Raw genomic sequence first — 21,337 nt, forward strand, 5'->3', positions numbered from 1 at the left:
CGAAGAGTCGCTGATCATACGCTTTCCGGTACCCCGGCGAATTAAGATCGGCCAATGAGCCCGGCGCTTGACCTGTTCGTTCCCGGGGTGGTGTATCTGGACATCATCTTCACCGGGATCAATGGGCTGCCGTCCCCGGGCACCGAGGTGTGGGCGACCGGCATGGGTTCGTCGCCGGGCGGCGTCGCGAATCTGGCGGTCGCGGCGTCCCGGCTCGGCCTGCGAACCGGGCTCGGCACGGTCATCAACAACGACGCGTACGGCGATTTCTGCTCCGAGATCCTCTGTACTCAGGAGGGCATCGACCTGTCCGCGTCCCGTGCCGGCGAGGGGCATTCGCCGGTGACGGTGTCGCTGGCGTACGACCGGGACCGCAGCCTGATCACGCACGGCCATCCGCTGCCGGTCGGCGCGGACGGCCTGGTCGGCGAGCTGCCGGCGGCCCGCGCCGCGTCGGTGAGCCTGACCAAGGACGGCCTGCCCTGGGTGCGCGCGGCCAAGGAGGCGGGCACGCTGGTGTTCGCCGACGTCGGCTGGGACGCCAGCGAGGAGTGGCCGCCCGAGGTGCTCGACATGCTCGAGGACTGCCACGCTTTCCTGCCGAACGCGGTCGAGGCGATGGAGTACACCCGGGCGTCCTCGCCGGAGGAGGCGTTGCGGCGGCTCACCGGGCTCGCCCCGGTCGTGGTGGTGACCTGCGGTGCCGACGGCGCGATGGCGGCCGACGCGGAGACCGGCGAGATCGTACGGGTGCCGGCGGTGCCGTTGGAGCCGCTCGACCCGACCGGCGCCGGTGACGTGTTCACCGCCGGATTCATTCTGGGGACCCTGCATCGTTGGCCGCTCGCGCAGCGGCTCGCATTCGCGAATCTGATCGCGGCGTTGTCGGTGCAGCATTTCGGCGGGTCGCTGTCGGCGCCCGGCTGGGGTGACATCGCCGACTGGTGGCGCACCGCGAAAGACGATCCCGCGACGGCCGGGCGATATGCCTTCCTCGACGAGGTCATTCCGCACGGCGAACAGCGCACCGTACGCCGTGCCAGCGCCACAATCGCACGCCTGTCGGACGCGAATGACCGGCCCTGAGATGCGCCGGCTCACGATTGTCGGGGGCGGCGGGTTTCGGGTGCCGCTGGTTTACGGTGCACTTCTCGGGGATCGGCTCATCGACGAAGTCGTGCTGCACGACGTGGACCACCGCCGGCTGGCGGCCATCGAGCGGGTGCTGCACGCGCAGGCTGCGGGTGTCGCGCACGCTCCGCGAATCGTGGCGACCACGGATCTGACGTCGGCGCTTTCCGGGGCCTCGTTCGTGTTCAGCGCCATTCGGGTCGGGGGGCTCGCCGGGCGGGTCGTCGACGAAGAGGTGGCGCTTTCCAGCGGGGTGCTCGGGCAGGAGACGGTCGGCGCCGGAGGGGTTTCGTACGGGCTGCGGACGGTGCCGGTCGCGGACGCCCTCGCACGGCGGATCTCGCTAGTCGCGCCCGATGCCTGGGTCATCAACTTCACGAATCCGGCCGGGCTCGTCACCGAGGCGATGGGGCGTCATCTCGGGGACCGGGTGATCGGCATCTGTGACTCGCCGTCGGCGCTTGTCCGGCGGGTGTTACGGGCGTCAGGGGTGGCGTCGGCGTCCGTGTCGTATGGGGGACTCAATCATCTGGGATGGCTCACGGCGGTAAGCGACGGGAAGCGTGAGTTGCTCCCCGGGTTGCTGGAATCGCCGGCGGCTGTCGAGTCCTTCGAGGAAGGCCGGTTGTTCGGGGCGGAACGACTGCGGGCCTTGGGCGTGATACCCAACGAATATCTGCACTATTACTACGACCACGACGATTTGGTACGCCGGGAGCGGGCGGCCGACGAAACACGCGGGGCCTTCCTGTTACGTCAGCAGACTTCGGTGTACGCCGATCTGGCCGGGCCCGATCCGTTGTCCGCGTGGGAGCGGGCGCGGCGGCAGCGGGACGCGACGTACATGGCCCTCGAAGGTCTGGGGGAGCGCGACGACGCCGAAGGTGGCGGATATGAGCAGGTCGCCCTGGAATTGATGACGGCCATTGCGCGCGATGTGCCGGCGGAGCTCATCCTGAATGTGCGCAACCGGGGGACGATCGCGTTTCTGGACGACGACGCGGTTGTCGAGGTGCCGTGCCGGGTGGATGCGCGAGGGGCGGTTCCGGTGCGGGCGTTCGAGGTGCCCGAGCACGGCGTCGCGCTGGTGAAGCAGATCAAGGTGACCGAGCGGGCGGTGCTGGACGCGGCGTCGACCGGGTCGCGGGCGGTGGCGGTGCGGGCGATGGCCGGGCACCCGCTGATCGATTCGGTGCCGCTCGGGCGTGAGCTCATCGCCGAGTATCAGCGGCGGTTGCCGGAGCTGGATTACTTGCGTTGATGCCCGGTCGCCAGCAGCTCGGCTGCCCGCGGCCGTCAATATTGATGTCAGGCGAGTCAATGTTGATTCAGTCAACATGTTCTGGCGGCATAGGCGCTGATTCGTTGGTCAACTGCCGCGCCGTCGAGCGTCGTCGGCAGCGATCATCCGCTGAATCGGCGGCGCTGCCGGAAAAGCGTCGTCGGCGGCGCTCATCGCTGGATCGACGGCGCTGCCGGAAAAGCCTCGTCGGCGGCGCTCATCCGCCCGCTCGGCGGCGCTGGCGGAAAGCCGCTGCGCGGGACCTGTTCTGGCAGGTCAGGCAGCAGAAGCGGCGGCGGCCGGCGGGGGAGGCGTCGACGTAGACGTCCGCGCACTGGTCGTCGGCGCAGACCCCGATGCGGCCGGGGTGCGAGGTGAGGTGGTGGCGCAGGGCCAAGGCGGCCGAGGCGCGGATGTCCTGGGACGCGTCGTCCACGATCCACGACTCGATCAGCTTGCCGTGGTGATCGGCTACCTGCGGGCGTACGGCGGTCTGGTCAAGAATTTTCGTGATTTTGACGGCTCTATCCGACTTTTCGGCGAATATCGGGTGGAGCTCGTCCGCCAGATCGCTCAGCACGCCCTCGGCGCGCGGGCGGCCGTCCTTGCCGCGCGGCTGCGTGCCCCACTCGTTGACCAGCTCGACGACGTCGGCGACCGACATCACCTCAACCGTAGTCACGTGGTGAGCATAACGCCTTGAGGCCGTTCTACGCGTTGCTCCACCCGGACAGCTCACGTAACGTGATAGAGGACTTCATCACGTTATCCGCTTGGGGTGGAAATCATGCGTGCGACGGCAACCGCACGTGAATGGGCCGGGCTGGCCGTGCTCGCCCTGCCGTGTCTGCTGGTCTCGCTGGACGCCGAGGTGCTCAACCTCGCGGCGCCGCAACTGTCCGCCGCGCTGCGACCCACCGGCGTACAGCTGCTCTGGATCATGGACAGTTATGTCTTCGTCGTGGCCGGCGCGCTGATCGCGATGGGCGTGCTCGGCGATCGGATCGGGCGGCGCCGGCTGCTGCTGATCAGCGGTGCGGCGTTCGGGGTGGCGTCGATGCTCGCGGCGTTCGCGCAGACGCCGGCGCAGCTCATCGCCGCGCGCGTGCTGATGGGGCTGTCCGGGGCGTCGCTGATGCCGTCGACGCTGGCGCTGATCCGGGTGATGTTCACCGATCCGCGGCAACGCTCGGTCGCGTTCGGCGTGTGGAGCGCCAGCTTCTCCCTCGGCGGCGTGGCGGCCCCGCTGATCGGCGGCGTGCTGCTGGAGCATTTCTGGTGGGGTTCGGTCTTCACGATCGCCGTGCCCGCGACCGCGCTGCTGCTGGTGCTGGGCCCGTTGCTGCTGCCGGAGTCGCGCGACCGTACACCCGGGCGGTTCGACTTCCCCGGCGCGCTGACGAGCCTGGCCGCGATTTTGCTTTTCGTGTACGGGCTGAAGAAGCTCGCGGCCTCCGGATGGGCATTGACACCGTTCGCGGCGATGGTGGTCGCGGCCCTGCTCGGCGTGTTCTTCCTGGTGCGGCAGCGGCGGGTCGCGCATCCGCTGCTCGACCTGTCGATGTTCCGGTCGTCACGCGTATCCGTGGCGTTAGCGTCGAACGCGCTGTCGTACTTCGTGCTGTACGGGACGCAGCTGGCGATCGCTCAGTATCTGCAGCTCGTGCTGGGGCTGTCGCCGCTGCACGCCGGGTTGTGGATGCTGCCGTCGGTGGTGGCGTTCCTCGGGTCGTCGCTGCTGGCCCCGGAACTGGGTCGTCTGCTGCGGCCGGGCCGGGCCATCTTCGCCGGGCTGCTGGTCATGACGGCCGGGTTCGGGGTGCTGGCGACCGCGGGCCTGTCGGGGGTGGTGGCCGGGACGGTGATCTTCTCGATCGGGCTGGCGCCGGTCTACATCCTGAGCACCGAGCTGGTGGTGTCGTCGGTTCGTTCGTCGCGGGCGGGCATGGCGGCGGCGGTGACCGAGACCGGGTCGGAGCTGGGCGGGGCGCTGGGGATCGCGATTCTGGGGTCGGTGGGGGTGGCGGCCTTCCGGCATGGTTCCGGGCTGGGCAGTGGGGAGACGCTGTCGGACGCGGTGGGGCAGGCCGCCGCGTTGCCGGTGCGGGCCGGGGCGGAATTGCTGGGGCGGGCGTCGGCCGCGTACACGGGAGCTTTTGGGTTGATGTCGCTGGTGGCGGCCGGGATGGTGGCGGTGGCGGCGGTGCTGGCTTGGCGGGTCTTGCGGCCGCTGCCGGCTGGGCTCGAGTCGCTCGTCGACGACGGTTCTTCCTCGGCTGTGCCTTCTGCCGGCGGGGAGTACGTGTCGGCTGTGCCTTCTGCAGGCGCGGGGTCCTTGCCGGCTATGCCTTCTGCCGGCGGGGAGTCCTTTCCGGCCGTGACTTCTTGTGGACCGGCCGTGCTTTCCGCCGACGCCCTGCCTTCCGTCGTGGAGCAGTCGGCTGGGTCGGCGCGGCCGCTCGTGGCGAACCAGCGGGACGTGACGTCAGATGTCCGGCCGCCGGTGGCTTCCGCGTCTGTTGCTCGTGCGGCTGAGTCGGCTTCCGCGTCTCGTCGCCTCATCCCGCCGGTCGCCGGCCGGGATCGCCGTGCGGCCGGGCCGGACCGTGACTCGGGGGATCAAGCGGCCTGAGCCTCGCGACCGGAATCGACGTGCGGCCGATGCCCCGGCGACCGGGATCGCCCGCTTCGGCCGGTGCCTCGGCGATGGGCATCGCGCACCTCATCTGTGCCTCGGCGACCGAGATCGCGCGCCGCGGCCTGAGCCTTGGCGACCGGACCGTCGCACGGTGCGGCCACGCGCCCGGCGCGCCCCTGCCGCCGTGATTCAAGGGACGGTCAGTGCGTGGACGATGCCCTTGTAGAGCGTGGTCTGCACGTCGACCACCTGCTCGCGGGTCACGTCGGGATCGTCGGAGAGCCGGGCGATGAGCAGCTCGTAACCGACCGAGGCCAGGGCCAGGCCGAAGACCTGGGGATCGTAGTCACGGTCCGGCGTGGACGGCGGCAGCATGCCGGCGAACAAGGCGCCGATCCCGGCCATCGCGCTCTGACGGTGGAGCCGGGACACCGGGCCGGCGGCGAGCACCTCGCGCAGCTTGATACGGGCCCGCCGCGGGTCGTCCTCCAGGTACTCGATGAGCGCCCCGAACACCGCCCGCGCCCGGCCGGGACCCGCCTTGGCCGCAGCAGCCGCGGCCGTGGCGACCGCCACCTCGCCCTCGACGATCCGGTCGAAGACGGCGGCCATGAGATCGTCCAGGTCGGCGAAGTTTTCCGCGAAGTAGCGGGCGCGCAGACCGGCCCGTTCCAGGACCGCCCGGATCGAGGCGCTGCTGTAGCCCTGCGTGCCGAACACCTCGAGACCGGCCGCGATCAGCTGCTCGCGTCGCTGGGCGACGCGCTCGGCCGCGGTCTTTCCGTCGTAGTCCCTCATCGCACCGCCAGGTTACTTGATTTTGTGCATCTGAGCACATGTCTTATCTGATCACGCATGTGCCCTGATAGTGTTGGCGCGACGACCGAACCGAGCTCGAGCCACCGTGCCGACGCTCGGATGCCGGACCGGGTTGAGCGGATCGCGCCGATTCGCATCCCCGGTTCCCGTGCCGGTCCGGCCCCGCGACTTTGCTGAAATGAGGGGGCAGTTCCCCCGTGGTGCGCCGCTTGACGTGCCGCGGGGGAACTGAAAACCGAGCTCGGCGGGACTGCGCTCCGGCGTACGTCCATTGATAATGATCGGGTGAGCGAGACCACCCGCCTCGAGGCATTCAGCGACGGTGTTCTCGCCATCGCGATCACCCTGCTCGTGCTCGATCTGCGGGTGCCGCTGGAGGACACGCTCCACGGCTCGCTGGCGTCGGCGCTCGCCGACGAGTGGCCGGCCTACGCCGCGTACGTGACCAGCTTCCTCGTCATCGGGATCATCTGGGTCAACCATCACGGCGTGTTCAGCCTGGTCAACCGCGTCGATCGGGTCACGCTGTTTCTCAACCTGCTGCTCCTGATGGCGGTCGTGGCCATCCCGTTCACGACGGCGTTGCTGTCCGAGTACCTACGGGCCGGCGGCCGCGACGCCCGTACGGCCGCGCTGGTCTATTCGCTCGTCATGCTCGCGATGTCGGTGGCGTTCGCGGGTCTTTTCGCCCACCTCGCGCGCCACGCGGAGCGGCTGGCCGACGGGGTCGACCCGGTAGCGGTGCGGCGCTCGATCGTCCGGTTCAGCGCCGTGGGCCTGCTTCTCTACGTGGGGACCGTGATCGTGGCGTTGTTCAGCGCGCCGCTGTGCCTGATCGCGCACTTCCTGATCGCCCTCTACTACTGCTTCCAGCAGATCCGCCCCGGCCGCCGGCCCGCCGAGGCGTGAGGCCATCCCAGGTCGGTCACCGAGTGGTGACGCAGAAACCCAGGATCCTAGGATGCTTGAGGGGGTGGGGGCCCGAGCACGTTTACGGCTTTTGTCGCAGCTGCACGTTGTTGGCGATGGTGGTGGGCTGCGACGTCACGGAGGGCGCAGCCCCGTCGCATCGAGCGTGGGCGGGGACAGCATCGCGCCGACGCCGGCCGCCGCGAGCATGCCACCCGCCGAGTCGCGGTTACGCGAGCATGCCACCCGCCGAGTCGCGGTTAAGAGAACGCGCCCGCGCACCTCGCCCCGGCCGTTGCTCTTGCGGCCGCCCTGACTCGATGCGTAGCCGGCCGCCGGGGGAGAGGATGCCGCGTAGCCGGCCGCCGGAGACAGGATGCCGCGTAGCCGGCCGCCGGAGACAGGATGCCGGCGATTCCGCTGCGGCCGACGAAAGCGTCATGGTCGCGCGGCGATCCGCTTGTGGGCGGTCGTTCCCACTGTGTGGACATTTGCGGCCACATCGTGGCTTTTTGTGAACCTTGGAGAGTTGCGCCCACATACGAGCCATAACTCTCCAAGGTTCACATCTGGCCGCGAAAGCCCGCCGCGCAAAAGCCGCATCGCCCGACAAAAACCTCTCCACAATGGACGAATATCCCACATCGCGGACGCCTGTTCCAGGACGTGGTCGCCGATCTCAGTAAGCGGTCAGCGATCCCAGATAGTGGATGTGCCGCGCCACTCGCCGGGCCTGGCGGCCCAGCCGGTTCGGACAGTTACCGGAAATATCGGAAATGCGTGATCGGGTGCGCAGCATAGGGCCTTTCCCCGCGACCTGTACCGATTGCGTAACCCGTGCCGCCTGCGCGACCTGCACCGACCAAAGCGACCTGTGTCGACGTGTGACTCGCGAGAGACCGCTACGAATCGCGGGCGAGCGCTGGAGAAAGAGCGGGAGACGCGGGCGGGCGCGGCGCGAGTGCGAAAGGGCGAGGGAGCGAGGGAGTAAGTGGGGCGGTCGCGGGAGAGCGCGGCGCGAGCGCGGGCAGGTGTGGTGCGGCGCGAGTGGCCGAGGGACAAAGGGCGCGGTGTGCGCCGAAGCAAGAGCGGCGGGGTGCGACTTGCTGCTGTCGGTGCTGATGGGGGTGGGTTGCGGTCACCTATCCTGCCCGTGTGATGGAAGCGAAACGGCGCCCCCGCGGTGCCCTGGAATCCGAGGTGATGGCGGCGCTCTGGGCGGCCGGCAAACCGCTCAGCCCGGCGGACGTCCAAGCCACGCTAGGGGGCGGGCTCGCCTACAACACCGTGCAGACCATCCTGATCCGGCTGATGGACAAAGAGCTGGTGCGGCGGGCGGCCCAAGGGCGCGGGCACATCTACTGGCCGGTGCTCGACGCCGCGACGACCGCCGCGGACCGGATGCGGGCGGCGCTTGACGCGCGGCCGGATCGGCAGGCGGTGCTGCAGCAGTTCGCGGCCGGGCTCGGGGCGGAGGACGCCGAGGTGTTGCGGGCGCTGCTGGATGAGCGCACGTCGTGACGTACGCGGTCTATCTGCCCTTGATCCTGCCGGCGCTGCTGGCGGTCGCGGCACGGCGCGCCGGGGATCGGCTGGGGCCGCGCAACGGTGCCGTCGGGCTCACCCTCGCCGGGATCTGCGCGGCGGCCGCCACCGTATGGGCTCTCGCCCTGCTGGCGCTGACGCTGTTCGACGACCTGCCGTCGATGAGCGCGCGAGCCCCGGGCCTGCCGGAACCGGTCCCTGACTGGGTGGCGCTCACGGCCGCCGCCGCGATCATTCTGGCCGCCGGGAGTGCGGTGCAGGACCTTCATCAAAGGCGTTCCCCCGTACGCCTGTTGCGCAGTGACCAGGCCGCCGCCGGTGACGTGGTGATGGCCGCCGACGACGAGCCCCTCGCGGTCGCGCTGCCCGGCCGTCCGGGGCGGATCCTGCTCACCACCGGGATGGTCCGGCTGCTCGGCCCGCGCGAGCGCAGCGCCGTCCTCGCGCACGAACGGGCCCACCTCACGCACCGTCACCACCTGCTGATGGCGACGGCCGGTGCGGCGGCGGCGATCAACCCGCTGCTGCGTCCGGTGCGCGACTCGGTGGCGTACCTGATCGAGAGATGGGCCGACGAGGAGGCCGCGACCGAACTCGGCGACCGCGACCTGGTGGCGCGCGCCGTCGCCAAGGCCGCGCTGGCCACCACCGACCGCACCCCCGCGCTCGGCGTGCACGGCGGGGTCGTGGTCCGTCGCGTCCGCGCGCTGCGCTGCCCGCCACGGCCCGTCACCGGCAGAACCATGGCCGCCCTCGTCGTCACGGCGGCGACCGCGGTGGCCGCCGCGATCATCGCCACCTCGGATTTCGTGGTGCTGCTGCACACATGGCTGGTTGCCTGAGCATTCGCGGGGGAATCCTCGAGGCGTACGGGAGGTTGGGAGACGGCGTGAAGAAGAAGATCGGGTTCTTGTCCTTCGGGTTCTGGCGGGACGTCAACGGATCCCAGACGCGCAGCGGCGCCGACGCGTTGCTGCAGACCATCGACCTGGCGCAGGCGGCCGAGGACGTCGGGGTGGACGGCGCGTTCGTCCGGGTGCACCACTTCGAGCGTCAGCTCGCCTCGCCGTTCCCGCTGCTGTCCGCGATCGGGGCGCGCACCAGCCGCATCGAGATCGGCACCGGCGTGATCGACATGCGCTACGAGAATCCGTTCTACATGGCCGAGGAGGCCGCGGCCGCCGACCTGATCAGCGGCGGCCGGTTGCAGCTCGGCGTGAGCCGGGGATCCCCGGAGAGCGTGCTGCGCGGCGCCGAGGTCTTCGGCTACGTGCCGCCGGAGGGCACCACCGCCGCCGACCTGGCCCGGAACAAGACCGAGATCTTCCTGGCGGCGATCGACGGCGCCGCGGTGGCCCAGACCGACCCGGCCCGCACCGGCGTCAGCGGCGGCCTCGCGATCTCGCCGCAGTCGCCGGGCCTGCGGGAGCGCATCTGGTGGGGGGCGGGCCAGTTCGCGACCGCGCGCTGGGCCGCCGAGATCGGCATGAACCTGCAGAGCTCGACGCTGCTGTCCGAGGAGACCGGCCAGCCGTTCGACCAGTTGCAGGCCGAGCAGATCCGCCAGTTCCGCGAGGCGTGGCGCGAGAACGGGCACGACCGCGAGCCCCGCATCTCGATCTCGCGCAGCGTCCTGCCGATCACCGAGGAGATCGACCGGATCTACTTCGGCGACCAGGAACAGGACGAGGACCAGGTCGGGCTGCTCGAGGGGGTCCGGTCACGCTTCGGCCGCACGTACGCCGGTGAGCCCGACCGGATCGCCGAGGAGCTCGCGCAGGACGAGGCCGTACGCGAAGCCGACACGATCCTTTTCACCGTCCCGAATCAGTTGGGTGTCGAGTACAACGCGCGCATCCTCGAGTCGATCGCGAAGTACGTCGCGCCGGCGATTGGGTGGGAGCCGGCGAAGTAATACCGTGACCGGGTGCCGCGGAAATTGACGTACGCCGACGCCGTCAAGGTGCTCGGCGGCTCCGGTCCCCTTCTCGATTTCGCGGACAACGTCCTCGGCGGTCTGCTCAGTGTGGCGACCGCCGGGGGCAGCGAGGTCGCGCTCAGCCTGTTCGACGCGAAGGCCGAGGTCATCCGGCTCGGCCGGGTGGTCACCGGCCGGATCCGCGAGTCGGTGACCGGGCTGGGCCGGTATCAGCGCAGCGAGCGATTGCGGGCCGCACACGGCATTGTCGTGGTGTCCGCGTTCTTCGAGGCCTTCGACGAACGGCTGCGTGCCGCCGGGATCGCCGCCGCGGAGATCAATCGTGAGGAGCAGCTACTCCTGGCGGCCGGCACCGGCGGCGACTGGTTCCGCCGGCTGCTGGCCGAGCCGATCCCGTCGCCGTCACCGGACCGGGGCTACGAAGGCCTCCGGACGGATCTCGGCGACTTCTATGCCCGGCTGGAGCATCGAGCGCTCGGCCATCTGCGGGGCTTGGCCGTGTGGGAGGACGCGGAGCGGGCGCGGGGTTCGATCGGCTCGCTTGATGTTGCCGGCCCGGCGCTCGACCACTACGAGAGCAGCGTCCGGCGGCTCGCGCTCGACGTGCCGGAGTTCGCGATCTGGATGCGCCAGATCGAGGACCGGGCCATCGCCCGTGGCCTGGAAACCCTCGAAAAGGCGTTGCTGAGCGCCACCTCCGGGCACGATCCGGTACGCCGGCGGGCCGAGCTCGCCGCCGCGTACCGGGCCGAACTCGACCGTCCCGTTCTGGCCGGCGCCACCGGTGAGCTGGTCATGCCGACGCTGGCCGCGGCGTACGTGGATCCGCCTTTCCGGGTGAAGCCGGCCGGCCCGGGCGCGAAGCCCGGCGACGAGTCGTGGTGGGACACCCCGCCGCGCGACGACCTGGCCGAGTTCCTCGCCTTCCATCTGACCACCCCGCAGTCGGCCGACGCGCCGCTGCTGCTGCTCGGCCAGCCCGGTGCCGGCAAGTCGGCACTGACCCGGATCCTCGCGGCCCGGCTGCCCGCGGCCGACTTCCTCGTCGTGCGGGTGGTGCTGCGCGAGGTCCGGGCCGAGGCGGAGATCCAGGACCAGATCGAGCAGGCACTGCGCTCGACGATCGGGCAGACCGTCGAGTGGGCGGCGCTGGCCGAGTCCGCCGAGGGCGCGATGCCGGTCGTGCTGCTCGACGGCTTCGACGAGCTGTTGCAGGTGACCGGCGTGCACCAGTCCGACTACCTGCGCCGGGTGGCCGCCTTCCAGGAGCGCGAGAAGGTGCTGAACCGCCCGGTCGCCGTCGTGGTGACCAGTCGCATCGCGGTGGCCGACCGGGCCGCGATGCCGCCGGGCGGTCTGGCGGTCCGGCTCGAGCCGTTCGACGAGCCGCGGATCGAGCGCTGGCTCTCGGTGTGGAACGCCGGCAACGCCGGACGGCTGACCGTGGACGCCCTGCGCCCCTATCTGCACCTCGCGACCGAGCCGCTGCTGCTTCTCATGCTGGCCCTGTACGACGCCGCCGGAAACTCGTTGCAGGACGAGGACGTCGACGCGGGCCGGCTCTACGAACGCCTGCTGCACGAGTTCGCGGCCCGTGAGGTCCGCCGCGTGCACGACGCGCAACCGGAGGAGGCCCAGGCTCGCCTGATCGAGGAGGAGTTGCAGCGGCTGTCGGTGGTCGCCCTGGCGATGTTCCACCGTGGACGCCTGTGGGCCACCGGCACCGAACTGGATGCCGACCTCGCCGCGCTCGGACTCGGACCGTCGGTCAGAGCACCGACGGAAAGCTTCCGGACGCCGCTGACGGCGGCGCAGGAGATGGTCGGGCGATTCTTCTTCATCCAGCGCGCGCAGGCCTATCAGGACGAGCAGACGCTGCAGACGTACGAGTTCCTGCACGCCACCTTCGGCGAGTTCCTCGTGGCGCGGCTCGTCGTGCAGGCGGTGCGCGACGCCTCGGCCCGCTGGAACGCCGGCACGCTGTCGCTGGGGCAGGCGGCGGACGACGGTCTCGTGCAGACCCTGCTGCCCTTCACGCCGCTGTCCGCGCGCGCGACCGTGTTGCCGTTCATCGAGGGGCTGGTCGATCCGTCGCTGCGGCCCTGGCTCATCGACCGGTTGCGGAGCGCGGTGCTGCGGCCGGCCTATTCGCCCGGCGCCTATCAGCCGGTGGACCGGCGCGCCGACTTCTGGATGAGCACGTACTCCTTCAATCTGTTGCTGCTGACTCTCGCCTGCGGTTCCCCGGTGCGGGCGTCGGAGCTTTTCCGGTACGCCAAGGACCCGGCCGGCTGGCTGCGCAACATGGCTTTGCAATGGCGTGCCGCCGTGCCGAGCGGGATGTGGCTGGACGCCGTGCGCGCGATGACCATTACCCGCACCCGTACCGCGGACGATCGGCGCGACATCGAGCTGGCGCTGGCATTCTCGGCGACGCCCGAACCGGTCGATCCACTGTGGTCGCACCATTCGTCGCCGGAGCGGGACTTCCGCGAGATGGACAGCTTCGGCGGGTATTTCGGGCTGGAGGACACTCTCAAGTCCATCCACCTCACCGGCGCGTTGAGTGATGACGTCCTGCGGCACGTCGTGCAACCGCTGATCGAGGCGGTGCCGTACGCGGTCACCGGGTTCGCCCGGCACGGCCCCGGAGACGCCGAATCGATCGCGGCCAGCCTGGTCCGGCTCTGGGTCACCTCCGGTCTCGGCGAAGGTGATCTGCTTGCCGCCTACCAGCGGGTGGTGTCGGCCGTGACCGGGCCGGCGTGGGGGCCGCCGGGACCGGACAACACCTCGGTGGTGCCGGTCGTCAGGATGGTGCTGCGCAGCTTGACCGCCGACGCCGGGCGCTTACCCGTCGTCGATGTCGCTCGTTTCGTCGATCGGCTCTGTGGGCGGTTGCCGTCCTTCGGGCCTGAGGACCAGCTGGCCGCCTTGGAGTGCGTCGCGGCGACGACCGCGAGGTCGTTCGAAGGCGATCAGGTCGTCGATTCCCTGTCGGACATGCTCAGTTTCAGCACGGATGCGTTGTCCCCCGCGTATCGCCGGCGCATGCGCGTCGCGCTCGATCGCTATCGCCCCGGCCACTACCGCGACGTCATCGAGCAGCTCGACTCTTAAGTGTTGTTTGCACAAACAGGTATGGTGCATCGATGGAGCGCACCGCGTTGGTCACCGGGGCATCGTCGGGCATCGGGCTGGCCACGGCCGCGGCGCTGGTCGCCCGCGGCTATCGCGTTCTCGGCACCAGCCGGGACCCGCTGTCGCTGAGCGCCGGCCGGCGCGCCGACGAGGTCGAATACCTCCCGCTGACGCTGAACGACCCCGGCTCGGTCGAGGCGCTGGGCAAGCACCTCGAGGGCGTCGACGTGCTGGTCAACAACGCGGGGGAGAGCCATTCCGGGCCGTTCGAGGAATTGACGTCCGACGTGCTGCATCGGCTGTTTCAGGTCAACGTCCTCGGTCCCGTACGCCTGAGCCAGCTCGCCCTGCCCGGCATGCGTGAGCGTGGCTACGGCCGGATCGTGATGGTGGGCTCGATGCTCGCGTCGTTCCCGCTGGCGTACCGCTCGTCGTATGTCGCGACGAAGTCCGCGCTGAAGGGTTTCTGCACCGCCGCGCGGCACGAGTTCTCGCCGTTCGGGGTGTGGCTGACCACTGTCGAGCCGGGTTCCGTCAATACCGGCATCAGCACCCGCCGCACCAAGGACTGCGATCCGCAGTCGCCGCGCCGGCGCGAATTCGAGACCATGCTGGCCGCCCTGGACCGCAATGAGCAGGGCGGTATTTCCGCGGAACGTGTGGCCCGGACAATTGTCGGCGCAATCGAATCTGATAAGCCACGCCAGCATTACGCGGTCGGCAGCAACGCTCCGGTGGCCTTCGCGCTGCGGCGTTTCGCACCGGCCGCAATGATGGAGACGCTCACGCACCGCAGGCATGGTTTGACCCGCTGAAAGTTGCTGAGTGACGCAGGTCCGCCGGTTCAACGGGCCGCGATTTGTGACTTTCACGAGAGTTCTGGCCGGTTCTTTGTGCCGGGAGCTAACTTCGCCCGTGGTGAAACGACCGTTTCATGCAGCGGGGTGAATGGACCAAGGGAAATGGAAAAACGGCTTCGGGTGGGTTTCGTCGGGCTCGGTGACATGGGGGAACCGCTGGCCCGGCGGCTTATCCAGGCGGGGTTCCCGGTCACGTTGTGGGCGCGGCGCGAGGCGAGTCTGGCCCCTTTCGCGGGCACCCCCTACCGGCGGGCGGCTGACCTCGTCGAGCTCGGCAGGGCCAGCGACGTGGTGGGCGTCTGCGTCTTCGCCGCCAAGGACGTCCGCGAGGTGATCCTCGGTGACGACGGCATCCTCGGCGGCATGGCACCGGGCGGGATCATCCTGGTCCACTCCACCGTCACGGTCGAGGCCGTGCTGGATCTCCAGCGTGAGTGCCTCACCAAGGGCGTCACCGTGCTGGACGCACCGGTCAGCGGCGCCCGGCAGCGCGCCGAGGAGGGCCGGCTCACCGTCATGGTCGGCGGTCCCGCGACGGTCTTCGAGGCGGTGCGGCCGGTGCTCGACGCGTTCGGCTCGAACGTGGAGCACCTCGGCCCGACCGGCAGCGGCCTGCGGATGAAGGCCCTCAACCAGGCGCTGCTGTTCGCCAACCTCAACATGGCCGCGCTGGCGCTGGACGCGAGCCGCCGGCTCGGCCTGGACCGGGCGGCGACCGAGGCCACACTGCGGTCGTCGACCGGCGACAGCTTCGGGCTGGGGCTGATGGTCGGGCGGATGCTGCCGGACCGCGACTTCGGCGAGCTGGTCATGCGCATCGGCGACAAGGATCTCGACGTCTTCGACCGGGTCCGCGAGCCGATCGAGGCGGATACCGCGGAGCTGGCCGGAATCGCCCGCGAGGCGAACGAGAATTTCGCGCGGTATCGCAACGTGCTCGACGGCATCAACAAGCGCGCCGCCTGAAAGGTGCCGGAAGGCGCCCGAAGGCGCCGGCGAAGCCGCCGGCAAGGCCGCTCGCGAATCGGTCAGCGCGCGACCTGGAACTGGTTCACGATCTCCTGCAATTCGCGGGACATCACCTGCAGGTTCTCCGCGGTCCGCTGCGCCTCGGCTACACCGTCGGCGGTGACCTGCGCCGACGTGGCGACCCCGGACACGCTCTGGGCGATCTGGCTGGACCCGGTGGCCGCCTCGACGATGTTGCGGCCCATCTCGTTCGTGGTGGCGGTCTGCTGCTCCACCGCCGCCGCGATCGTCGTGGAATGCTCGTTGACCTCCCCGATGATGCCGGTGATCCGGTCGATCGCGCCGATCGCCGCGTCGGTGTCCTGCTGGATCGCCGCGACCCGGCGGGAGATGTCCTCGGTCGCCTTCGCGGTCTCCTGCGCCAGGTCCTTGACCTCGCTGGCCACCACCGCGAAGCCCTTGCCGGCCTCACCGGCGCGGGCCGCCTCGATGGTCGCGTTCAGCGCCAGCAGGTTGGTCTGCTCGGCGATCGAGGTGATCAGCTTGATCACCTCGCCGATCTCGGCGCTGGACCGGCCCAGCTGCCCGATGGTCTCGCCGGCCTGGCGTGCCGAGTCGACGCCGCTGGCGGCCACCCCGGCGGCGTTGGTGGCGCTGCCGGAGATCTCCCGGATCGCCGCGTTCATCTCCTCGGTGCCCGCGGCCACCGTCTGCACGCTGCTCGACACCTGTTCGGCGGCGGACGCCACGCGCTCCGACTCGGCGGACGCGTCACCCGCGGCGTTCGCGATGCGGCCCGAGGCGGCGGTGAGTTCGTGGGAGGCGCCGGCGAGCGTACGGCTGTGGTCGTTGATCCGGTTGAAGGTGCTCAGCAGCACGTCGAGGGTGCTGTTCACCGCCCGGCCCATGCTGCCCAGCTCGTCGCGGCTGGTGTCCGGTGCCCGCACGGTGAGGTTCTTGGCGGCGACCTCGCGCAGGGTCCGCTCGGTGACTGCGAGCGGCCCGGTGATGCTGCGGGTGACCAGCACCGCGAGCAGCGCCGCCAGGAAAACCGCCAGGGCCCCTGCGACGATCATGAAGGTGCGGGCGGTGGCCGCAGCCGCGACGGCATCGGCCTGCGCAACGTCCGCTTCCTCGGTCGCCATGCGGGTGAGCTGGTCCACCGCTTCGATGATCGTGGACATCAGCGCGACGGTCTCACCGGAGACCCGCCGGCCGGCCTCGGCGACGGCCCGCGCGTTGTTCTGCCGGAAGCCGTTGACGATCTCGGTGTCCAGGGTCATGAACTGCTTGAACGTGTCCGAGGCCGTGGTCACGGCGGCCTGCTGCTCGCCGGTCAGCGGGTCGGCCTGGAGCGTGCGGATGTCCTCGTCGAACGCGGTGGCCTGGGCCAGGAAGGTCTTACGCTGGCCCGAGGTGTCCGAGGTGGCGTCCCGCTCGCCGCGCAGGATGTCGAAGGCGTACCCGTTCTGCAGGCCGTTGACGTCGGCGATGCGGTACTTCAGAACGTTCGCGTCCTTGCGCAGATCGGTGGCGGTGGCGAGGTGGTCGACCTCGGTGTTGGCCTTCTGCTGGCCGTACAGCCCGATCCCGAGCGCCACGAGCATGCAGACGCACACCCCGGTGAAGGCGGCGGCGAGGCGTACCCCGATCTTGATGTTGCTGATGAATCCCATGGCAGCCTCACACTCGGAACGTGGCGACGACGGTGACGGTCGCGGCGACCACCGTCTTGGCCGGCCGGCCACGGTGGCCGACGTGGGCGGTCGGCGACTTCCGTGAGATCGTGATCGCGAACCCGTTTCCGCCGGGCGCGGCCATGGTCACCACATTAGGAGCCGTTCCCCCTTTCGGGGCGAAGTCTGGCAAACAGGAGATAACGACAGACCTTATGACGTACGCGATTTTCCCCGGCACCCCGGACTCGCCGGTGATCCTGCACGTGCCGCACGCGTCCCGTTCGGTCGCCGGTGCGGAGTTCACGATCTCGCCGTCCGAGGTGGCCACCGAACTCGATCATCTGACCGACGCGTACACCGACATGATCGCCCGGCAGGCGGCCGGCGCGTCGGCGTCCCGGCCGTGGATCTTCGAGAACCGGCTGTCGCGGCTCGTCGTCGACCCGGAACGCTTTCCGGACGAGAGCGAGGAGATGCGGGCCGTCGGGATGGGCGCGGTGTATACGCACGGTTACGCCCGGCGCCGGTTGCGCTCCGATGATCCGGTACGCGATGAGGCCCTGCTCCGGACGCATTTCCGGCCGTACGCCGCGGCGATGACCGATCTGGTCGGCGAACGGCTCGCCGCTACCGGGCGGGCGGTGGTGATCGACGTGCATTCGTATCCGGCGGTGGCGTTGCCGTACGAGCTGCACGCTTCGGGGCCGCGCCCGGAGATCTGTCTGGGATCCGACGCGTTCCACACGCCGCCGGTGCTGCTCGAAGCGGCGTCCACCGCTTTTTCCCGATTTAAGCGATATGTCAACAGCCCGTTCGCCGGGGCGTACGTGCCGCTGGCGCACTACCGCCGCTCGCCCGAGGTGACGGCGCTGATGATCGAGATCCGCCGCGACCAGTACATGATCGAGCCCGCCGGCGCCCCCACGGCCGGCCTGGACGTGGTGGCAGCGGCCCTGGCGCATCTGGTCGACGCCGCGTAACGGTTGGTCGCTCGGCCCTGCGTCGTCGCCTCCTGACGTCACGGCCGGGTTGATCGCCGCGGCGGCTGCCCCGGCCGCCGCTTTGGCCGTCGGGCCTAGACGAGTAAGGCCGTAGGCGAGTCGGTGGCTGTAGGCGAGTCGGTGGCTGTAGCCGAGTCAGTGGCTGTAAGCGAGTCAGTGGCTGTAAGCGAGTCAGCGATCTGATCGCCGTCCGTCCGCCAGCCCCCGGCCACCCCTCTCGCATATCCGACATTTCCCGAGATTTGCCGGATCGGCCGGGCCGCCGGACAGGCGGTCTCGGAGCGCGCCCCGCACGGCGCTTCCATTCCGTGAGACGGGCGACCGCCTGCTGAGACCCGCGCCCGCATCATGGACCCGGCGTCCGCAATGTGGGATCAGCGTCCATTGTAGAGAGTATCTTTGTCACGTAACGAGGCTTTCGCCCGGCAGGTTTTTCCGGCCGAATGTGAACCTTGGAGAGTTATGGCTCGTATGTGGGCGCAACTCTCCAAGGTTCACAAAATCCATGATGTGGCCGGGGTGTCCCACATGGCGGGACAACCCGGCCGCGAACGAATCGCCACAGCGCCTCAGCTCCGGCACCACCGGCCACACCGTGACCAGGTCACTCACCGCCTACCACCACGGTTAGGACTTAATCGGCAGATCAGGGTCCGCTAGGCGGCCTCGAGGATATCGACCCGCACCGGGCCGACCGTCAGCACGCCGTCGTCGAGGGGCGTGCAGCGGATGCCGCCCTTGCCGCGGAGCTGCCGGAACGCGCCCGGGGCGACCATCACGTCCATCCACGCGCACGGATTCGCCCGGCGGTTCACCCGGAAGCGGATCGGCCCGGAACCCGAGTCGAGAACCAGCACCGACCCGACGAGCGCGTCCACGTCCACGCCGTTGAGCAGGACGTTCCGGCGTACCTGGGCCAGCCCCACCCCGGGCGGCAGCGACTCCTGGGCGATCATCGTGACGCTCGCATCCTTGTGCGCCCGATGGTTGAAATAACGATCCCCGAGGATGCCCAACCCGGCCCGGACGTGCACCTCATCGACCAGCTCACCCGCTGGGGCGGGCGCCGGCCCGTCGCTCGGTCGCCCCTCCAGCCGGTGAACGGGCGAGGCGAGTAACTCCACGATCGACGGCACCCGCGCGAGTTTAACGACCCCTCAGCCGGCGGCCAGTGATCTGCGCTACCTACTGGCCGAAAGTGAACACCTACAAACCTGTGGGTGAAGACCGTCATACCGGTCAGTTGCGCGAGTTTGGGAAGATCGCAAGTCGCCCCGTCGTTCCGATCTTGGATGCCGGGGAGCCTGAGGGGGAGAGGCGCCATGAGCCTGTTGCAGAGGGAACCGGATACTCGCGTACGTCCGCCGGCGCCGCCCACCCCGCAACATGGACCGTGGCGCCGCGCCCTTTTGGAACTCGCGCTGGTGGCGGTGCTTTTCCTGGCGTACAAGGTGGGACGGATCGCGGCCGCCGGACACGTCGAAGAGGCGATGAACAACGCGGCGACGGTCTGGCATCTCGAACGATTGCTACACCTGCCAAGTGAATACGGCCTGCAGCACGCGGTCCTCGGACACCACTGGCTTGTCAAGATTGCCAACTGCTACTACGCGTATGTCCACTTTCCGGTGACGGCCATCACTCTGATCTGGCTGTATGTGTGGCGGCCGCAACACTACATCCGGATCCGGCGCACCCTGGCCTGGCTGACCGGCGCCGCACTGGCGGTGCACCTGCTCATGCCGCTGGCGCCGCCGCGGATGATCGCCGCGTTCGGCATGGTCGACACCGGACGCGTCTTCGGGCCGTCGGTCTACGGATCACCGAACGGCGACACCCTCACCAACCAGTACGCCGCGATGCCGTCGCTGCATGTCGGGTGGGCGATTGTGATCGCGATGGCGTTCATCGGCGCCACCCGCTCCAAGTGGCGGTGGCTCTGGGTGGCGCACCCGATCCTCACGCTCGCCGTGGTGCTGGTGACCGGCAACCATTACTGGCTCGATGCGATCGTGGTCACCCTGCTGCTCGGCATCGTGCTGGCCCTGCAGGGCGCGTGGCGCACCACACACGTGACAAGCATCCCCAAGCCCCGCGTCCACCAAGGCTAACCGCAGGCGTCCAGACCTTGCAAAACCCCTTTCCGGTACGCCGATATCCGGTCGAACGCCGTGGGGCCGGCACCCTGTTCGGCGCGGCCGAAAGCAAGTAGCGCGGTGACCGCCTCGTCCAGGTCGCCGGGGGAGAGCCGCAGGTCGGTGTTGCCCTGCCGGGTGAGCAGGTCGTTGGTCCACGACCCGGCGAGGCAGTCGACCGCGAGCTGGCCGGCCCGGTCCCGGGTGGAGGCGCCGCGCCGGTCCTGCGCGGCCCGCGCGAACAGGTCGCCGAGCAGCATCCCGACCGCGTTGTCGCCGATCCGCCGGTACAGCGTCGGGCCGAGCTCGCTGTTGTCGAACGCCACGAAGTCACCGTCCGGGCAGTAGAACGCGCGGCCGCCCGCCGACGAGTCCGGTTGCGGGCAGGCCGGCGGGGCGGACGCGTCGAACGCCCGCACCGGCAGGTCGGTCCACTGCGCGGCGGCGAGGGCCGGGAACGTCCGGCGCCAATACTCCTGGGCGTCGTTCGCGAGCAGGTTCACCGCGTCGGCGTACGGGAGATCACCGCCCCTGGCTTCGTCGGCCGGATTGAGGAAAGGGATCTCGGTGACCGGCAGGTTGTCCGCCGCGTAGCCGGCGCAGGTCTCCGGCCCCTGCTCGACGCCGTCCTGCAGCGCGCGCACCCGGTCGAACGCGTTGCCGTGCGCCTGATCCGCGGTCGCCGACGTGCCCGGCTGGTCGCGCAGCATGAGCAGACCGGCGATCGTGTTGTCGAGCTGCGCCGCGGTGACGTCGCGGAACGCCGGCGACCGGCCGTTGAGCACGTCGCCGAGCCACGCGCCGGCGTAGCAGTCGGCCTGCTGCTCCAGCACGACGGTCGGTTCCCGGGTGCGGCCGAGCCGGGTCTGGACCGCGTGCCCGTACTCGTGCGCCATGACCACGCCGACCAGCAGCGGACCGTAGGTGGACTCGAGCTGCGGGACGAGGTTCTGCGCGTCCCAGGCGATGAAGTCACCGGACGTGCAGTAGAAGGCGTTCGGCTGGTATTGCGACGGCTGACCACCGCAGTCCGGCGGCAGATGCGTTTCCGTGTACGGGAAATAGCCGCCCCGGACCGCCTCGAACCGCGCGCCGCCGCCGACGTCCGGGAAGTTGTCACCCCAGAAGCGCTCGACGTCGCGCAGCGAGCGGGTGACCGTGTCGGAGCCCTTGGCCGGCGCCGGGGACGGGGAGTCGTCCGGCAGGATCGCGCAGCCGGCCGTGAGCGCGGCCGCCATGGCGACCGTGACCAGTGCTTTCGCTCTCATCCCCGGAACTCCCTGTCGCCG

At 69.8% G+C, this 21,337-nt stretch carries 17 protein-coding genes and 1 pseudogene; 12 read left to right on the top strand and 6 right to left on the bottom strand.

From position 1 onward, the window contains the following. Positions 1-54: 54 nt before the first annotated feature. Both HH310_RS34130 and HH310_RS34135 read left to right on the top strand, forming a co-directional pair. Complete coding sequence (locus HH310_RS34130; protein WP_169179855.1) at positions 55-1,086, top strand: carbohydrate kinase family protein; 1,032 nt, start codon at positions 55-57, stop codon at positions 1,084-1,086. After that, entirely contained in the window at positions 1,073-2,392 is a 1,320-nt protein-coding gene (locus HH310_RS34135) for a 6-phospho-beta-glucosidase (RefSeq protein WP_248294699.1), read from the top strand. The genes HH310_RS34130 and HH310_RS34135 overlap by 14 nt, the downstream gene beginning before the upstream one ends. A 238-nt stretch (positions 2,393-2,630) precedes the next feature. Here HH310_RS34135 and HH310_RS34140 read toward each other — a convergent pair whose 3' ends face one another. Beyond that, positions 2,631-3,095: a CGNR zinc finger domain-containing protein gene (locus HH310_RS34140; RefSeq protein ID WP_169179856.1), complete on the bottom strand. Its 465-nt coding sequence runs from the start codon at positions 3,093-3,095 to the stop codon at positions 2,631-2,633. Positions 3,096-3,200: 105 nt separating this feature from the next. On the opposite strand from HH310_RS34140, the pseudogene HH310_RS34145 reads away from it, so the two are divergent. Next, positions 3,201-4,652: pseudogene (locus tag HH310_RS34145) on the top strand (MFS transporter); the annotation flags it as partial. A gap of 588 nt (positions 4,653-5,240) precedes the next feature. On the opposite strand, the gene HH310_RS34150 reads toward HH310_RS34145, so the two are convergent. Beyond that, a complete protein-coding gene (locus HH310_RS34150) occupies positions 5,241-5,849 on the bottom strand; it encodes a TetR/AcrR family transcriptional regulator (RefSeq protein ID WP_169179858.1) in 609 nt (202 codons plus the stop codon). A 306-nt stretch (positions 5,850-6,155) separates the two neighbouring features. Between HH310_RS34150 and HH310_RS34155 the strand changes: the two genes are divergently transcribed. From HH310_RS34155 to HH310_RS34185, 7 genes are all read left to right on the top strand, one after another. Next, positions 6,156-6,779, top strand: a complete 624-nt coding sequence (locus HH310_RS34155; protein ID WP_169179859.1) for a TMEM175 family protein — start codon at positions 6,156-6,158, stop codon at positions 6,777-6,779. Positions 6,780-7,937: 1,158 nt separating this feature from the next. Next, positions 7,938-8,300 carry a BlaI/MecI/CopY family transcriptional regulator gene (locus tag HH310_RS34160; protein WP_169179918.1) on the top strand — a complete coding sequence of 121 codons (363 nt, stop codon included), beginning with the start codon at positions 7,938-7,940 and terminating at the stop codon, positions 8,298-8,300. After that, positions 8,297-9,166 (top strand): M56 family metallopeptidase, encoded by an 870-nt coding sequence (locus HH310_RS34165; protein ID WP_169179860.1) that lies wholly within the window; start codon positions 8,297-8,299, stop codon positions 9,164-9,166. Before HH310_RS34160 ends, HH310_RS34165 begins: the two co-directional genes overlap by 4 nt. 47 nt (positions 9,167-9,213) lie before the next feature. Beyond that, the gene (locus HH310_RS34170; RefSeq protein WP_312034512.1) at positions 9,214-10,239 is read left to right on the top strand and encodes an LLM class flavin-dependent oxidoreductase; all 1,026 of its coding nucleotides are present in this window, start codon (positions 9,214-9,216) and stop codon (positions 10,237-10,239) included. Positions 10,240-10,251: 12 nt separating this feature from the next. Then, positions 10,252-13,383: an NACHT domain-containing NTPase gene (locus tag HH310_RS34175; RefSeq protein WP_169179862.1), complete on the top strand. Its 3,132-nt coding sequence runs from the start codon at positions 10,252-10,254 to the stop codon at positions 13,381-13,383. Between the two features lie 32 nt (positions 13,384-13,415). After that, positions 13,416-14,219, top strand: coding sequence for an SDR family oxidoreductase (locus tag HH310_RS34180; protein WP_169179863.1), 804 nt, complete (start codon positions 13,416-13,418; stop codon positions 14,217-14,219). A gap of 147 nt (positions 14,220-14,366) precedes the next feature. Beyond that, positions 14,367-15,230, top strand: coding sequence for an NAD(P)-dependent oxidoreductase (locus tag HH310_RS34185; protein ID WP_169179864.1), 864 nt, complete (start codon positions 14,367-14,369; stop codon positions 15,228-15,230). Between the two features lie 62 nt (positions 15,231-15,292). On the opposite strand, the gene HH310_RS34190 is transcribed toward HH310_RS34185, so the two are convergent. Together HH310_RS34190 and HH310_RS34195 are read right to left on the bottom strand one after the other, a co-directional pair. Then, the gene (locus tag HH310_RS34190; protein WP_169179865.1) at positions 15,293-16,909 is read right to left on the bottom strand and encodes a methyl-accepting chemotaxis protein; all 1,617 of its coding nucleotides are present in this window, start codon (positions 16,907-16,909) and stop codon (positions 15,293-15,295) included. A 7-nt stretch (positions 16,910-16,916) separates the two neighbouring features. After that, positions 16,917-17,054 (bottom strand): hypothetical protein, encoded by a 138-nt coding sequence (locus HH310_RS34195; protein ID WP_169179831.1) that lies wholly within the window; start codon positions 17,052-17,054, stop codon positions 16,917-16,919. A 70-nt stretch (positions 17,055-17,124) separates the two neighbouring features. On the opposite strand from HH310_RS34195, the gene HH310_RS34200 reads away from it, so the two are divergent. Next, positions 17,125-17,892 carry an N-formylglutamate amidohydrolase gene (locus HH310_RS34200; RefSeq protein ID WP_211192964.1) on the top strand — a complete coding sequence of 256 codons (768 nt, stop codon included), beginning with the start codon at positions 17,125-17,127 and terminating at the stop codon, positions 17,890-17,892. Between the two features lie 677 nt (positions 17,893-18,569). Here HH310_RS34200 and HH310_RS34205 read toward each other — a convergent pair. Further along, a complete protein-coding gene (locus tag HH310_RS34205; protein WP_169179866.1) occupies positions 18,570-19,049 on the bottom strand; it encodes a molybdenum cofactor biosysynthesis protein in 480 nt (159 codons plus the stop codon). A gap of 186 nt (positions 19,050-19,235) precedes the next feature. On the opposite strand from HH310_RS34205, the gene HH310_RS34210 reads away from it, so the two are divergent. Further along, positions 19,236-20,024 carry a phosphatase PAP2 family protein gene (locus HH310_RS34210; RefSeq protein WP_169179867.1) on the top strand — a complete coding sequence of 263 codons (789 nt, stop codon included), beginning with the start codon at positions 19,236-19,238 and terminating at the stop codon, positions 20,022-20,024. On the opposite strand, the gene HH310_RS34215 is transcribed toward HH310_RS34210, so the two are convergent. Further along, a complete protein-coding gene (locus HH310_RS34215; protein ID WP_169179868.1) occupies positions 20,021-21,316 on the bottom strand; it encodes a zinc metallopeptidase in 1,296 nt (431 codons plus the stop codon). The genes HH310_RS34210 and HH310_RS34215 overlap by 4 nt on opposite strands. Between the last annotated feature and the right edge of the window lie 21 nt (positions 21,317-21,337).

It is taken from the genome of Actinoplanes sp. TBRC 11911 (assembly GCF_012933445.1).
In the GTDB taxonomy this organism is placed as follows: domain Bacteria; phylum Actinomycetota; class Actinomycetes; order Mycobacteriales; family Micromonosporaceae; genus Actinoplanes.